The organism is Pseudomonas salomonii, from assembly GCF_900107155.1.
GTDB classification, from domain to species: domain Bacteria; phylum Pseudomonadota; class Gammaproteobacteria; order Pseudomonadales; family Pseudomonadaceae; genus Aquipseudomonas; species Aquipseudomonas salomonii.
The window spans coordinates 459,232-472,016 of the sequence record NZ_FNOX01000001.1 but is presented as its reverse complement, the minus strand read 5'-3'; the positions used below and the strand labels follow the sequence as shown (position 1 = coordinate 472,016).

Sequence of the window (12,785 nt, the reverse complement as noted above, 5' to 3'; positions counted from 1 at the left end):
TGTCTGCCATGCCCGTCACACCTTATCTGCGTCAACTGTGCCTGTGGCTGCTGCTCGGCGTCGCCGGCACTGCCCAGGCCCTGGAAGAATGCCAACTGAACGTCAGCGATGCGCTGGTGGATTTCGGCCGGATGAGCCGTCTGGCGCAGAACGACAGCGCGCCGCAACGCCTGCTCGGCGAGCGGCGCCTGAGCGTGACCGTCAACTGCCCGCAAGCCGAAGACCTCAGCCTGTTCTACCGCGCCCTGGCCGCCAACCCGCAGCGCCTGCAATTTACCGAGCACGGCAGTTACGCCATCGAAGCCGGCAATGCCCTGCTTGACGGCCGTGCCGTAGAACTGGGTTTGCTGCCGGCCGCCGGCCAGGCGCCCGTCGCCATTGGCAACGTGCTGGAGTGGCGTCCCGGCCATGGCATCGCGCCGGTCGAGCGCGGCGCGGTACTCACCGGCAACACGCTGTCGCTGCAACTGACTTTACGGGCCTGGGCCGACCTCGCCGCCACCCAAGTGCGCGATGCCACCACCTGGGAAACCACCGCCACGGTGTACGGGGCACAGCACGGGGGCTACCGGGAACTGACACTGCGTGCGCACTTTGCGCCGATTGCCTGCCTGCCCTCGCTGTCGGACCACGGTGTGGTGGACTACGGCACCCTGTATGCCAAGGACTTGAGTGCCACCAACGAATCGCCGCTGCCCACCCGCACCCTGCGCTTGAGTGTGACCTGCGACGCGCCGATCCCCTTCGCTCTGCGCATGAAAGACAACCGCGACGGTTCGGCCACCGGCGGCACCGATGAAACCGCCTATGGCCTGGACCTGGACGCCAGTGGCAACAAGATCGGACGTTTTTACCTGACCATCGACCCGGCGGAGTTCAGCGCCGATACCTTCCCCACGCTGTACCGCACCGACTCCACCAGCAATGGCGTGGCGTGGAGCAGTTCCACCGCACGGCAAATCCCCATGGCCGCCAACAGCATCCTGGGTTTTACCGACAAGACCGGTGTCACCACCGGCCCGGTCGCCATCCAGACCCTGACCGGCACCCTGCGCATCAAGACTTACCTGGCGCCCATGCAAAGCCTGGATCTGCGCGAGGTGGTGCATATCAACGGTTCCGGCACCCTTGAAATCGTCTATCCCTAACCCGTCACTGCAAGGAGTCCGCCCCATGAAAACCCACGTCCTTTACAGCTTGGTGTTACTGGCCTGCGCCCCCTCGTTGCTGGCTGCCTCGGCAGTGGACTTGAGCGTCAAAGGCCTGATCACGCCCGCCGCCTGTTTGCCGCAGTTCCCCGGCGGCGCCGTGATCGACTACGGCAAGATCGCCCAGCAAGACTTGAACCTGACGACCGCCACGCGCCTGCCCGTCCAGACCCTGCGCATCGGCATCGCCTGCAACGGCCCTACCCGCTATGCCCTGCGCATGCGTGACAACCGCGACGGCTCGGCCATGGTCAACAGTGAGATTTACTACGGGCTGGGGTTTGATATCAGCGGCAACCGCCTGGGGGTGTACTCCATGACCTTCGACCCGCGCCAGACCCAAGCCAGCAACACCGCGCAAATCTTCGGCACCGAGTCCACCACCGGCGGCCTGGCGTGGCGCACGTCCAACCTCAACCCTGTCGACATCGGCTCGCGAAGCTACCTGGGCTTTACCGAAGTCGAGGGCAGCGTCAGCGGGCCCACGGCCATCGGTACCCTGACGGGCGCCGTGACGGTGCAAACCGTGATCAACGCCCGGCAGAACCTCGACTTGAGTGTGGAAACCCCACTCGATGGTTCGGCCACCCTGGAGGTGGTGTACCTCTAGAGTTTCTCGCTGGTCACTTGCACGTAGCGCGCACGCCCGGCGCCAAGGCCCGCGACAATCGCGCCCAGGCCGACCACGGCGAAAATCCAGCCGATGGCCGTCCAGCCACCGGTCCAGTCATGCACCAGGCCGACCGCAAAGGGGCCCATCGATGCCAGGGTGTAACCAATGCCCTGGGCCATGCTCGACAGGTTGGCAGCCACATGGGAATCGCGCGAGCGCAGCACGATCAAGGTCAGCGCCAGGCTGAAGGTGCCGCCCTGCCCCAGGCCCAGCAGAATCGCCCAGCCCCACAAACCGTCCAGCGGCGCATACAGGCAACCGAACAGACCGCCGAGGGTCAGCAGCATCACCACCACAATCGCCAGGCGCTGGTCCTTGCCGCGCGTGGCCAGCCAAGGTGCGGCCAGGGAACTGAGCAGTTGCACGATGATCGAGCCTGAGAGCGCCAGGCCCGCTTCGGTGGCACTCAGGCCGCGCCCAATCAGGATCGACGGCAACCAGCCGAACACGATATAGGCCAGGGACGATTGCAGCCCCATGTACAAAGTCACCTGCCAGGCCAGCGGGTCACGCAGCAAGCCCTTGACCCGGTAAGCCACCTGATGGGCGCCGTGCTTTTGCCTCACTTGCGGCAACCAGAACAGGGCCGCCAGCAACGCCGGGACAAACCAGAACCCCAGGCCGATGGCCCAACTGTCGGCGAAGTGCTGACTCAGGGGCACCGTGGCCCCGGCTGCCAATGCGGCGCCCAGACACAACGCCATGGTGTAGACGCCGGTCATGGCGCCCGCCTGCCTGGCAAAATCACGCTTGACGATACCCGGCAGCAATACACCGATAATGCCGATGCTCGCGCCAGCGATCAGGCTGCCCGCGAACAAACCCACTTCACCGAACGCACTGCGCAAAATGATGCCGCAGGCCAGGGTGATCAGAATCCCCAGGACCACGCGCTCGGCGCCAAAACGTCGGGCCAGGATCGGCGCGGTCGGCGCGAACAGACCCAGGCACAACACCGGCAAGGTGGTCAGCAACCCGGCCTTGGCCGCCGATAACCCCAGGCTGCCGGAGACTTCAGCCAGCAACGGCGACATGCTCGACAGCGCCGGCCGCAGGTTCAACGCCACCAGCACCAGGCCCAGCAGCAACAGCCACGGGCGAGCCACCTGCGGTGGGGCCTGCTGGACGGCTTCGTCATCGGCTTCGGCGTCGATCAGCAGTTCTTCGAGTTCAGTCGTACGTTTGGCTTCAAGGTTCATTGATCAACTGCCGGCAGAGGGATTTGGCGCGTTCGGGGTCTTGGTTTTCTACCGCGTCGAGCAACGCGCTATGCAGGTCGAATACCGACTGGCGACGGGGTGAGATGTTCAGGGTCTGACGCAACTGGGCGCCGACGATGCTGGAAAAATACTGATACAGCTCGCTCAACGCCGGGTTGCGCGCGGCATCCACCAGGCGCTTGTGAAACACCAGGTCAGCGCTGATATAGGCTTCCAGATCACCGTGGTACAGCTCGCCGCTGCGCTCAAGGGCTTCACGCAGCCCTTTGAGGTCGTCCTCGGTACGGCGCAATGCCGCCAGGCCGATGGCCTCCACTTCGAGAATCTGCCGCGTCTCCTGCGCCTGCGCCAGTGTGCAGTGGGACAGCGCACGCATTGTGCCCAGCGGGTCGGTCATCGAGCGCAGGTAACTGCCGTCGCCCTGGCGGATTTCGATCAGACCCGAGAACGCCAGGACCCGCATGGCCTCACGCACGGTATTACGGCTGATGCCCAGTTCGGCAGACAACTCCGGCTCGGTGGGCAGGCGTTCACCGATAGCCCATTTGCCTTCGGTAATACGCCAGCGCAGTTGCTCCAACGCTTGATCGACCAGGGAGCGTTTGATCAGAGGGGCGATGTCTGTCATGGATTTTTCACTTTCGTCCAATCATAGGATGAATTTTCCTACAGCCTATTCAGACTTGCCTACAAAGGCAACGCACTAGGGTTCATAGGCAGCAAAAGGAGCAGTATTTTCGATTGGTAAAATTACCCATATAGGGTAATTATTGGACTCAGGTGTCTTATGGAAAAGTACACACCTCACTACGATCTGGCCGTGATCAAGGCGGATGTCAGGCGACGGGGTGCAATAGCATTCACCCGTGCAGCCAAGGAGGCGGGAAAGAATCTCGACCTCGACATCAGCCAGATGCAGGCGGTCGTTTTCAAACTACAGAACAGGATGCTGTACAAGTCGATGACCACCTACGCCGATCACCGCGTCTGGCAAGACGTCTACCACATCCATTCACACGGTCTGGAGATTTACATCAAGGTCACTTACTGCTCCGGCAGTAACCCACCGGTGATCTCCTTCAAAGGGATGAACCTATGAAAACCCAACATTGCTTCATTTGCGGTGCCCCCGACGCCATGGTGCGTTTTGAGGGCCGCAGTGAAACCCTGCGCATCAAAGGCCTGGAGCAGCGCATTGATGATCTTTCGGGCTGGGAATGCGAGGTGTGCGAGGACGGCATGTATGACTCTGAATGCTCCGAGCGCCATGCCAAAGCAGGGGATGAGTTGCTTCACGCCGCTCGGCGGATGGTCGGAGCCGAACTCAAACGTATCCGCCGCAAACTGCAGCTCACGCAAAAAGAAACCGTAGAACGGCTGTCCGGTGGCGGGCACAACGCATTCTCACGTTACGAACGCGGCGAAATAACGCCGCCCAAACCGTTGATGGTGTTGATGCGCCTGCTGGACCGTTACCCGCATTTGCTCGCCGACGCCAAAGAGCTGGCCGAAGGTGCAGACCTGCGCAACGCCTTCACCTGCACCGTCAACCACGAAACACAAGAAGCACTCAAGGCCTCCTGAACAGGCAAAAATAAACCCGGCACCAGGCCGGGTTTATTGTTTCAAGCTTCGATCAATGCAGAATCTGGCTCAAGAACAACTTGGTCCGATCATTCTGCGGGTTGTCGAAGAAGTCATTCGGCGCCGCCTGTTCCACGATCTCGCCCTTGTCCATGAAGATCACGCGGTTGGCCACGGTGCGCGCAAAGCCCATTTCGTGGGTGACGCACAACATGGTCATGCCGTCTTCGGCCAGGCCGATCATGGTGTCGAGTACTTCCTTGACCATTTCCGGGTCGAGTGCCGAGGTCGGCTCATCGAACAGCATGATTTTCGGCTTCATGCACAGGGCACGGGCGATGGCCACACGCTGCTGCTGGCCGCCGGACAGTTGCCCCGGAAACTTGTGCGCCTGCTCCGGAATACGCACACGCTCCAGGTAGTGCATGGCGATTTCTTCGGCCTTGCGCTTGGGCATCTTGCGCACCCACATCGGCGCCAGCGTGCAGTTCTGCAGGATGGTCAGGTGCGGGAACAGGTTGAAGTGCTGGAACACCATGCCGACTTCACGGCGGATCGCTTCGATCTGCTTGAGGTCGTTGGTCAGTTCCACGCCATCGACCACGATGCGGCCCTGCTGGTGCTCTTCCAGGCGGTTGAGGCAGCGGATGGTGGTGGACTTGCCCGAACCCGACGGGCCGCACAGCACGATACGCTCGCCCTGCTTGACGTTGAGGTTGATGTCTTTCAACACGTGGAACTGGCCGTACCACTTGTTGACGCCCTGCATCTGGATAATGCCTTCAGGGCTCACAGGCTGTTTGATCGCTTCGCTCATAACAACAACTCCTAACGCTTGTGGCCTGTGTCGAGCTTGTGTTCCAAATGAATGGAATAGCGCGACATACCAAAACAGAAAATCCAGAACACCAGGGCGGCGAACACGTAGCCTTCAGTGGCCATGCCCAACCATTTAGGGTCGGCGGCGGCTTGCTTGACGCTGTTGAGCAGGTCGAACAGGCCGATGATGATCACAAGGCTGGTGTCCTTGAACAACGCGATAAACGTGTTGACGATGCCGGGGATCACCAGCTTCAGGGCTTGCGGCAGAATCACCAGGCCCATGCTGCGCCAGTAACCCAGGCCCATCGCCGCGGCCGCTTCGTACTGACCTTTGGGAATCGCTTGCAGGCCACCACGCACCACCTCGGCCACGTAGGCCGACTGGAACAGGATCACGCCGATCAATGCACGCAGCAGCTTGTCGATGCCCATGCCTTCGGGCAGGAACAGCGGCAGCATCACCGAGGACATGAACAGCACGGTGATCAACGGCACGCCGCGCCAGAACTCGATGAAGGTCACGCAGACCACGCGAATCGCCGGCATGTTCGAGCGTCGCCCCAGTGCCAACACAATGCCCAGCGGCAAGGCGCCGGCGATGCCGACAGTGGCGATCACCAGGGTCAGCATCAAGCCGCCCCATTGGCTGGTGGGCACGTTGGTCAGGCCCAGAACCCCACCGTGCAGCAGGCAGTAGGCGATGATCGGGTACAGCACCAGGAAACCCAGGCCATACACAGCCTTGCGTTGAAACCGCGAGATGAACAACGGCGCCACGCCCACGATAGCCAGCCACACGGTCAGGTCCACGCGCCAGCGCAGGTCGCCGGGGTAGTAGCCATACATGAACTGCCCGAAGCGCTGTTGGATAAACACCCAGCAGGCGCCCTCTTTGGTGCAATCGGCGCGCGTGGTCCCGACCCAGTTGGCATCCAGGATGGCCCAGTGCAGGATGGGCGGCACGATCAGGTAAATCAGGTAGAACGCCAACAGTGTCAGCAAGGTGTTGAGCCAGCTGGAAAACAGGTTGGCGCGCATCCAGGCCATCGGTCCGAAGACTTTGTTCGGCGGCGGCATATCGGGTTTGAAAGTATGCGAACTCATGTGCGTTTCCTCACCGCTCGATCAGCGCAATGCGCTTGTTGTACCAGTTCATCAGCAGGGAAATGCTGATGCTGATCGCCAGGTACACGCTCATGGTGATGGCGATGACTTCGATGGCCTGGCCGGTCTGGTTGAGCACCGTGCCGGCAAACAGCGAAACCATTTCCGGGTAACCGATACCGGCGGCCAACGACGAGTTTTTCGCCAGGTTCAGGTATTGGCTGGTCAGCGGCGGAATGATCACCCGCAGGGCTTGCGGGATGATGACCTTGCGCAGCGTTGGCCCAGGGCGCAGGCCCAGGGAGCGTGCGGCTTCGGTCTGGCCGTGGCTGACGGACTTGATGCCCGAACGCACGATCTCGGCAATAAACGCCGCCGTGTACACGGTAAGCGCCAGGGTCAGTGCCAGCAGTTCAGGGATCAGTACCCAGCCGCCGACAAAGTTGAAGCCTTGCAACTTGGGCATTTCCCAATGCAGCGGGGCGCCGAAGACCAAGGCACACAAAGCCGGGATCACAATAAACAGCGCCAGGCCCGCCCAGAACTTATGGAACGGTACGCCGGTGGCCTCAAAGCGTTTGTTGGCCCACCGCGCCATCAGCACGATCGCCACAATGGCAACCACCACACTGGCTACAAACGGCCAGAACCCATCGGCAGCCAGCGCCGCCGGCATGTTCAGGCCACGGCTGCTGACAAAAAAGGTGTCACCGAAGTTATGGCTGTTGCGCGGCCCCGGCATGGTCAGGAATACCGCGAAGTACCAGAACAGGATTTGCAGCAACGGCGGGATGTTGCGGAACACTTCCACATACACCGTCGCCAGCTTGTTGATCATCCAGTTGGGCGACAAGCGCGCCACGCCGATGATGAAGCCCAGGATAGTCGCCAGGACCACACCGATCACAGTCACCAGCAAGGTGTTAAGCAGCCCGATTACAAAAACGCGGGCATAGCTGTCCGATTCGGTGTAGTCGATCAGATGCTGAGCGATGCCGAAGCCGGCACTGCGCTCAAGAAAGTCGAAACCCGAGGTAATGCCCCGGTGTTGCAGGTTGGTCTGCGTATTGTTGAAGAGGTACCAGCCCAGCGCGACGACCGCCACAATGGTGATGATCTGGAAGAGCCACGCACGCACTTTAGGGTCGCTGAAGCTGAGCTTCTGCTTGGGTGCGCCGATTTGATTTTGCATGAAGTGCCCCGGAAAGAATGGAACAGAACATCACCCGGTGGTTGGCCCACCGGGTGATAGAACCATCAGCGATCAGCGCACAGGGGGTGCGTATTGAATGCCACCGTTGGTCCACAGTGCGTTCAGGCCACGGTCGATTTCCAGCGGGGTGCTCTTGCCCAGGTTGCGCTCGAACACTTCACCGTAGTTACCGACTTGCTTGACGATCTGTACAACCCAATCTTTTTTCACTTTCAGGTCTTTGCCGTATTCGCCGTCGGAACCGAGCAGACGAGCAACGTCCGGGTTCTTGGTGGACTTGGCTTCAGCTTCAACGTTTTTAGAGGTGATGCCGGCTTCTTCAGCGTTGAGCATGGCGTAGCCAACCCAGCGCACGATGGCCAGCCACTCGTCGTCGCCGTTACGCACGACCGGGCCCAGTGGTTCTTTGGAGATGGTTTCCGGCAGAACCACGTAGTCTTTCGGCGAAGCCAGTTTGCTGCGCTGTGCGTAGAGCTGGGATTTATCCGAGGTCAGCACGTCGCAACGACCGGATTCCAGCGACTTGGCGCTTTCATCGGAGGTGTCGAAGGTGATCGGCGTGTATTTGAGGTTGTTGGCGCGGAAGTAGTCGGAAACGTTCAGCTCGGTGGTGGTACCGGCCTGGATGCAGATGGTTGCACCGTCCAGTTCCTTGGCGCTTTTAACGCCCAGCTTGTTGTTCACCAGGAAGCCAACACCGTCGTAGTAGGTGATGAAGCCTGGGAATTTCAGGCCCATGCCCGCATCGCGCGAACTGGTCATGGTGGTGTTGCGCGACAGTACGTCGACTTCGCCGGACTGCAGCGCGGTGAAACGCTCCTTGGCGTTCAACTGGCTGAATTTGACCTTGGTTGCGTCACCGAACACGGCAGCGGCCACAGCGCGGCACACGTCAGCGTCGATCCCGAGGATCTTGCCGCTGGCATCCGGCACCGAGAAACCCGGCAAGCCGTCACTCACGCCGCATTGCACAAAGCCTTTTTTCTGCACGGCGTCCAGGGTGGCGCCAGCTTGGGCAAAACCACTGACACCCAGTACAGCAGCCGCGGAAACGATGGCCAGGGTGGATTTCAATACCTTCATTCAAACCTCCAGTTGCTCTTGTTGTGTCGGAGCTCGAACCTCAGCGCACCCTTATGAGGCGATATCGACCCGTGTTGGCTTTTTTTGGGGTCAAGCGGCATGAGGTTTTCGCGGTAATTCCAGTTGCTATCCCACAAACGGCAGTCACTGATAGTGTTACCGTCATAAGATAGTTCTGACATCGACCTACACATAGCAAGGCGCGTACCAGAGTGGTGGCTGAGTCGTTTCAGCCCATGGTCAATAGCAAAACATTCAACGTTGCGACATTCTCTTAACAGATCAACCCGTCGCGCACCGTTCCGACGCACCCAATCGGAGCGCACGCACATATATGGAGCAGACATGACCGAACCCTTGATTCTTCAGCCCGCCAAGCCCGCAGACGCTTGCGTTATCTGGTTGCATGGCCTGGGTGCCGATCGCTATGACTTTTTGCCGGTGGCCGAAGCGTTGCAGGAAAACCTGCTGAGCACGCGCTTCGTTTTGCCCCAGGCACCGACACGCCCGGTAACCATAAATGGCGGTTACGAGATGCCGAGTTGGTACGACATTAAGGCCATGAGCCCGGCCCGATCGATCAGCCTGGAAGAGTTGGAAGCATCTTCCAAAATGGTCACCGACTTGATCGAAGCGCAGAAGAGAACCGGAATAGACGCTTCGCGAATTTTCCTCGCGGGTTTCTCCCAGGGCGGCGCCGTGGTTTTCCACACCGCCTTCCTTAACTGGCAGGGACCCTTGGGTGGCGTAATCGCCCTCTCGACTTATGCACCGACCTTTGGCGATGAACTGGAGTTGTCCGCCAGCCAGCAGCGTATTCCAACGCTGTGCCTGCACGGCCAATACGATGACGTGGTGCAGAACGCCATGGGCCGCAGCGCCTACGAGCATTTAAACAGCCGTGGTGTCACCGTGACATGGCAGGAATACCCAATGGGTCACGAAGTGTTACCCGAAGAGATACGCGATATCGGTGCCTGGTTGGCCGCCCGCCTGGGCTGAACACCAGCGTTTATGTAGCTGTATGACAGACGCACTACGCCGCGCCCGTTTCTTGCATTACACTGGCCGGCGTACATTCCTTAACCAATTAATGAGATCACCGTGCTCAAAGCACTTAAGAAGATGTTCGGCAAAAGCGAGGCTGAGCCGCTCGCGCCAGTTCCCAGTGCTCCCGTGCCCTCCTCCGGCAGCCGCAATGACGGCCGACAGCCCGGCCGGACCGCACCTGCCGCACAGCCGCAGAAGCCAAAGGTGGCCGCGCCCGAACAGGCCCAACCTGTCGAGGCAGCCCCCGCACCGGCGCCGAAAGCGCCGCGTCGTGAACGTGCACCAAAGCCGCCCGTGACCCCGTGGAAACTCGAGGACTTCGTGGTCGAGCCTCAGGAAGGCAAGACCCGCTTCCATGACTTCAAACTGGCCCCGGAACTGATGCACGCCATCCAGGACCTGGGCTTCCCGTACTGCACGCCGATCCAGGCGCAGGTGCTGGGCTTCACCCTCGCCGGCAAAGACGCCATCGGCCGCGCGCAGACCGGCACCGGCAAGACCGCCGCGTTCCTGATCTCGATCATCACCCAGCTGCTGCAAACGCCGCCGCCCAAAGAACGCTACATGGGTGAGCCGCGCGCACTGATCATCGCCCCGACCCGCGAGCTGGTGGTGCAGATCGCCAAGGACGCCGCCGACCTGACCAAGTACACCGGCCTCAACGTCATGACGTTCGTAGGCGGCATGGACTTCGACAAGCAGCTCAAGCACCTCGAAGCCCGTCACTGCGACATCCTGGTGGCCACGCCAGGCCGCTTGCTCGACTTCAACCAGCGCGGCGACGTGCATTTGGACATGGTTGAAGTGATGGTGCTGGACGAAGCCGACCGCATGCTCGACATGGGCTTTATCCCGCAGGTACGCCAGATCATTCGCCAGACCCCGCCGAAAAACGAGCGTCAGACCCTGCTGTTCTCCGCGACCTTCACCGAAGACGTGATGAACCTCGCCAAGCAGTGGACCACCGACCCGTCCATCGTCGAAATCGAAGCGCTGAACGTTGCCAGCGAAAACGTTGAGCAACACATCTATGCCGTGGCCGGGGCCGACAAGTACAAGCTGCTCTACAACCTGGTCAACGACAACGGCTGGGAGCGCGTGATGGTGTTCGCCAACCGCAAGGACGAGGTGCGCCGCATCGAAGAACGCCTGGTGCGTGATGGCGTCAATGCCGCGCAACTGTCTGGTGATGTGCCGCAGCACAAGCGTATCAAGACCCTGGAAGGTTTCCGCGAAGGCAAGATCCGCGTGCTGGTGGCCACCGACGTGGCCGGGCGCGGGATTCACATCGACGGCATCAGCCACGTGATCAACTTTACGTTGCCGGAAGTACCGGACGACTACGTGCACCGCATTGGCCGTACGGGTCGTGCCGGGGCGGCAGGGGTGTCGATCAGTTTTGCCGGCGAGGATGATTCATATCAGTTGCCGTCGATCGAGACGTTGCTGGGTCGCAAGATCAGCTGCGAGACGCCGCCGACGCACCTGTTGCGGGCGGTAGAGCGCAAACGTCCTTAAGCTGGAATACAGTAGGAAATGCGGGAGCTGGCTTGTGTGGGAGCTGGCCCAGCTCCCACATTTGGGTCTCCATACACCTTTAGTCAGCGGTTTATTTCCAGCGCTCCGCCGCCGCGTGATCACTGCCCCGCCCTTCCACCCAACGCGGCCCTTGCGGGGTGTTCTCTTTCTTCCAGAACGGCGCCCGCGTCTTCAAGTAATCCATCACAAACGCACAGGCATCAAACGCTGCCTGGCGATGGGCGCTGGCCGCCGCCACAAACACAATCGGCTCGCCCGGTTCCAACGCGCCGATGCGGTGCAGCACTTCCAGCTTGAGCAACGGCCAGCGCTGCTCGGCTTCCACGCTGATCTTGGCCAGGGCTTTTTCGGTCATGCCGGGGTAGTGCTCAAGAAACATCCCGGACACATCGCGGCCATCATTGAAGTCGCGTACATAGCCGACAAAACTCACCACCGCGCCCACGCCGACATTGGCGGCGTGCATGGCGTTGACCTCTGCGCCGGGGTCGAATGCCTCGGCCTGTACGCGAATGGCCATGTTCAGCCTCCGGTCACGGGCGGGAAAAATGCCACTTCATCACCGGCCTGCACCGGCTCGTCGAGGCCGCACAGTTCCTCGTTACGCGCGCACATCAGGCTGCTCTCATTGAGCACCGCAAACTCAGGGTCTGCCGCCAACGCCAGACGCACCGCATCGACGGTAGCAAACTCGCCCTCCATCTCCAGTGAATCGAAGCCTGTCGCTTCGGCATAACGCGCAAAAAACAATACGTTGATGCTCATGCCTGGTCCGCCTTGAAATGCCCGCTTTTGCCGCCAAGCTTTTCCAGCAGGCGAATACTTTCGATGGTCATGCCGCGGTCCACGGCCTTGCACATGTCGTAGATGGTCAGGGCTGCGACGCTGGCGGCGGTGAGCGCTTCCATTTCCACGCCGGTCTGGCCGCTGAGTTTGCAGCGCGCGAGGATATGCACAGCGTCCACACCGTCGGCGCGCAGTTCAACCTTGACGCCGGTCAGCATCAGCGGATGGCACAACGGGATCAGGTCACTGGTTTTTTTCGCCGCCTGGATCCCGGCGATGCGGGCCACGGCAAACACGTCACCCTTGGGGTGGGCGCCGTCGACAATCATTTTCAAGGTGTCGGGCAGCATGCGCACCCGCGCTTCGGCCACAGCTTCACGGAACGTCACGGCTTTGTCAGTGACGTCGACCATATGGGCGCGACCTTGGGAATCGAGATGAGTCAGCACAGGGATACTCCTGATCAGGAGCGGCAATTGTAAACCTGTGAGTCAATTTTGCGC

General features: G+C 60.7%; 15 protein-coding genes. 6 read left to right on the top strand and 9 right to left on the bottom strand.

Annotated elements, in window-relative coordinates; genetic code table 11:
• Window positions 1–8 precede the first annotated feature (8 nt).
• Both BLV67_RS02320 and BLV67_RS02315 read left to right on the top strand, forming a co-directional pair.
• Window positions 9–1,148, top strand: coding sequence for a DUF1120 domain-containing protein (locus BLV67_RS02320; protein ID WP_069786126.1), 1,140 nt, complete (start codon window positions 9–11; stop codon window positions 1,146–1,148).
• Between the two features lie 25 nt (window positions 1,149–1,173).
• On the top strand, window positions 1,174–1,818 hold the full coding sequence (locus BLV67_RS02315) for a DUF1120 domain-containing protein (RefSeq protein ID WP_069786125.1): 645 nt from the start codon (window positions 1,174–1,176) through the stop codon (window positions 1,816–1,818).
• Here the strand turns inward: BLV67_RS02315 and BLV67_RS02310 are convergent.
• Together BLV67_RS02310 and BLV67_RS02305 are read right to left on the bottom strand one after the other, a co-directional pair.
• Window positions 1,815–3,080 carry a CynX/NimT family MFS transporter gene (locus BLV67_RS02310; protein ID WP_069786124.1) on the bottom strand — a complete coding sequence of 422 codons (1,266 nt, stop codon included), beginning with the start codon at window positions 3,078–3,080 and terminating at the stop codon, window positions 1,815–1,817. The genes BLV67_RS02315 and BLV67_RS02310 overlap by 4 nt on opposite strands.
• Window positions 3,070–3,729 (bottom strand): FadR/GntR family transcriptional regulator, encoded by a 660-nt coding sequence (locus BLV67_RS02305; protein ID WP_069786123.1) that lies wholly within the window; start codon window positions 3,727–3,729, stop codon window positions 3,070–3,072. Before BLV67_RS02305 ends, BLV67_RS02310 begins: the two co-directional genes overlap by 11 nt.
• A 159-nt stretch (window positions 3,730–3,888) precedes the next feature.
• Between BLV67_RS02305 and BLV67_RS02300 the strand changes: the two genes are divergently transcribed.
• Window positions 3,889–4,200 carry a type II toxin-antitoxin system MqsR family toxin gene (locus BLV67_RS02300; RefSeq protein WP_069786122.1) on the top strand — a complete coding sequence of 104 codons (312 nt, stop codon included), beginning with the start codon at window positions 3,889–3,891 and terminating at the stop codon, window positions 4,198–4,200.
• Window positions 4,197–4,685 carry a type II toxin-antitoxin system MqsA family antitoxin gene (locus BLV67_RS02295; RefSeq protein WP_065912587.1) on the top strand — a complete coding sequence of 163 codons (489 nt, stop codon included), beginning with the start codon at window positions 4,197–4,199 and terminating at the stop codon, window positions 4,683–4,685. Before BLV67_RS02300 ends, BLV67_RS02295 begins: the two co-directional genes overlap by 4 nt.
• Before the next feature lie 52 nt (window positions 4,686–4,737).
• Here BLV67_RS02295 and BLV67_RS02290 read toward each other — a convergent pair whose 3' ends face one another.
• The 4 genes from BLV67_RS02290 to BLV67_RS02275 all read right to left on the bottom strand — a co-directional run bounded on the left by BLV67_RS02290 (window position 4,738) and on the right by BLV67_RS02275 (window position 8,907).
• Window positions 4,738–5,502 carry an amino acid ABC transporter ATP-binding protein gene (locus BLV67_RS02290; RefSeq protein WP_003171943.1) on the bottom strand — a complete coding sequence of 255 codons (765 nt, stop codon included), beginning with the start codon at window positions 5,500–5,502 and terminating at the stop codon, window positions 4,738–4,740.
• An 11-nt stretch (window positions 5,503–5,513) separates the two neighbouring features.
• Window positions 5,514–6,611: an amino acid ABC transporter permease gene (locus BLV67_RS02285; protein ID WP_056858936.1), complete on the bottom strand. Its 1,098-nt coding sequence runs from the start codon at window positions 6,609–6,611 to the stop codon at window positions 5,514–5,516.
• A gap of 10 nt (window positions 6,612–6,621) precedes the next feature.
• Window positions 6,622–7,803: an amino acid ABC transporter permease gene (locus tag BLV67_RS02280; RefSeq protein ID WP_065912585.1), complete on the bottom strand. Its 1,182-nt coding sequence runs from the start codon at window positions 7,801–7,803 to the stop codon at window positions 6,622–6,624.
• 72 nt (window positions 7,804–7,875) lie between these two features.
• On the bottom strand, window positions 7,876–8,907 hold the full coding sequence (locus BLV67_RS02275) for an amino acid ABC transporter substrate-binding protein (protein WP_017135202.1): 1,032 nt from the start codon (window positions 8,905–8,907) through the stop codon (window positions 7,876–7,878).
• A gap of 345 nt (window positions 8,908–9,252) precedes the next feature.
• Between BLV67_RS02275 and BLV67_RS02270 the strand changes: the two genes are divergently transcribed.
• Together BLV67_RS02270 and rhlB are read left to right on the top strand one after the other, a co-directional pair.
• Window positions 9,253–9,909, top strand: a complete 657-nt coding sequence (locus tag BLV67_RS02270; protein WP_065912583.1) for an alpha/beta hydrolase — start codon at window positions 9,253–9,255, stop codon at window positions 9,907–9,909.
• A 102-nt stretch (window positions 9,910–10,011) separates the two neighbouring features.
• Window positions 10,012–11,475, top strand: coding sequence for an ATP-dependent RNA helicase RhlB (rhlB, locus tag BLV67_RS02265; protein ID WP_069786121.1), 1,464 nt, complete (start codon window positions 10,012–10,014; stop codon window positions 11,473–11,475).
• A 91-nt stretch (window positions 11,476–11,566) separates the two neighbouring features.
• On the opposite strand, the gene moaE is transcribed toward rhlB, so the two are convergent.
• The 3 genes from moaE to moaC are packed head-to-tail and all read right to left on the bottom strand — an operon-like array spanning window position 11,567 to window position 12,731.
• A complete protein-coding gene (gene moaE / locus BLV67_RS02260) occupies window positions 11,567–12,016 on the bottom strand; it encodes a molybdopterin synthase catalytic subunit MoaE (RefSeq protein ID WP_069786120.1) in 450 nt (149 codons plus the stop codon).
• A 2-nt stretch (window positions 12,017–12,018) separates the two neighbouring features.
• On the bottom strand, window positions 12,019–12,261 hold the full coding sequence (gene moaD, locus BLV67_RS02255; RefSeq protein ID WP_065912578.1) for a molybdopterin converting factor subunit 1: 243 nt from the start codon (window positions 12,259–12,261) through the stop codon (window positions 12,019–12,021).
• Entirely contained in the window at window positions 12,258–12,731 is a 474-nt protein-coding gene (gene moaC / locus BLV67_RS02250) for a cyclic pyranopterin monophosphate synthase MoaC (protein ID WP_056858942.1), read from the bottom strand. The genes moaD and moaC overlap by 4 nt, the downstream gene beginning before the upstream one ends.
• Window positions 12,732–12,785: the final 54 nt, after the last annotated feature.

Bases quoted from the DNA above. Each gene is read 5' to 3' on its own strand.
- BLV67_RS02320 (WP_069786126.1), top strand. From the start codon at position 9: ATGCCCGTCACACCTTATCTGCGTCAACTGTGCCTGTGGCTGCTGCTC.
- BLV67_RS02315 (WP_069786125.1), top strand. From the start codon at position 1,174: ATGAAAACCCACGTCCTTTACAGCTTGGTGTTACTGGCCTGCGCCCCC.
- BLV67_RS02310 (WP_069786124.1), bottom strand. From the start codon at position 3,080: ATGAACCTTGAAGCCAAACGTACGACTGAACTCGAAGAACTGCTGATC.
- BLV67_RS02305 (WP_069786123.1), bottom strand. From the start codon at position 3,729: ATGACAGACATCGCCCCTCTGATCAAACGCTCCCTGGTCGATCAAGCG.
- BLV67_RS02300 (WP_069786122.1), top strand. From the start codon at position 3,889: ATGGAAAAGTACACACCTCACTACGATCTGGCCGTGATCAAGGCGGAT.
- BLV67_RS02295 (WP_065912587.1), top strand. From the start codon at position 4,197: ATGAAAACCCAACATTGCTTCATTTGCGGTGCCCCCGACGCCATGGTG.
- BLV67_RS02290 (WP_003171943.1), bottom strand. From the start codon at position 5,502: ATGAGCGAAGCGATCAAACAGCCTGTGAGCCCTGAAGGCATTATCCAG.
- BLV67_RS02285 (WP_056858936.1), bottom strand. From the start codon at position 6,611: ATGAGTTCGCATACTTTCAAACCCGATATGCCGCCGCCGAACAAAGTC.
- BLV67_RS02280 (WP_065912585.1), bottom strand. From the start codon at position 7,803: ATGCAAAATCAAATCGGCGCACCCAAGCAGAAGCTCAGCTTCAGCGAC.
- BLV67_RS02275 (WP_017135202.1), bottom strand. From the start codon at position 8,907: ATGAAGGTATTGAAATCCACCCTGGCCATCGTTTCCGCGGCTGCTGTA.
- BLV67_RS02270 (WP_065912583.1), top strand. From the start codon at position 9,253: ATGACCGAACCCTTGATTCTTCAGCCCGCCAAGCCCGCAGACGCTTGC.
- moaE (WP_069786120.1), bottom strand. From the start codon at position 12,016: ATGGCCATTCGCGTACAGGCCGAGGCATTCGACCCCGGCGCAGAGGTC.
- moaD (WP_065912578.1), bottom strand. From the start codon at position 12,261: ATGAGCATCAACGTATTGTTTTTTGCGCGTTATGCCGAAGCGACAGGC.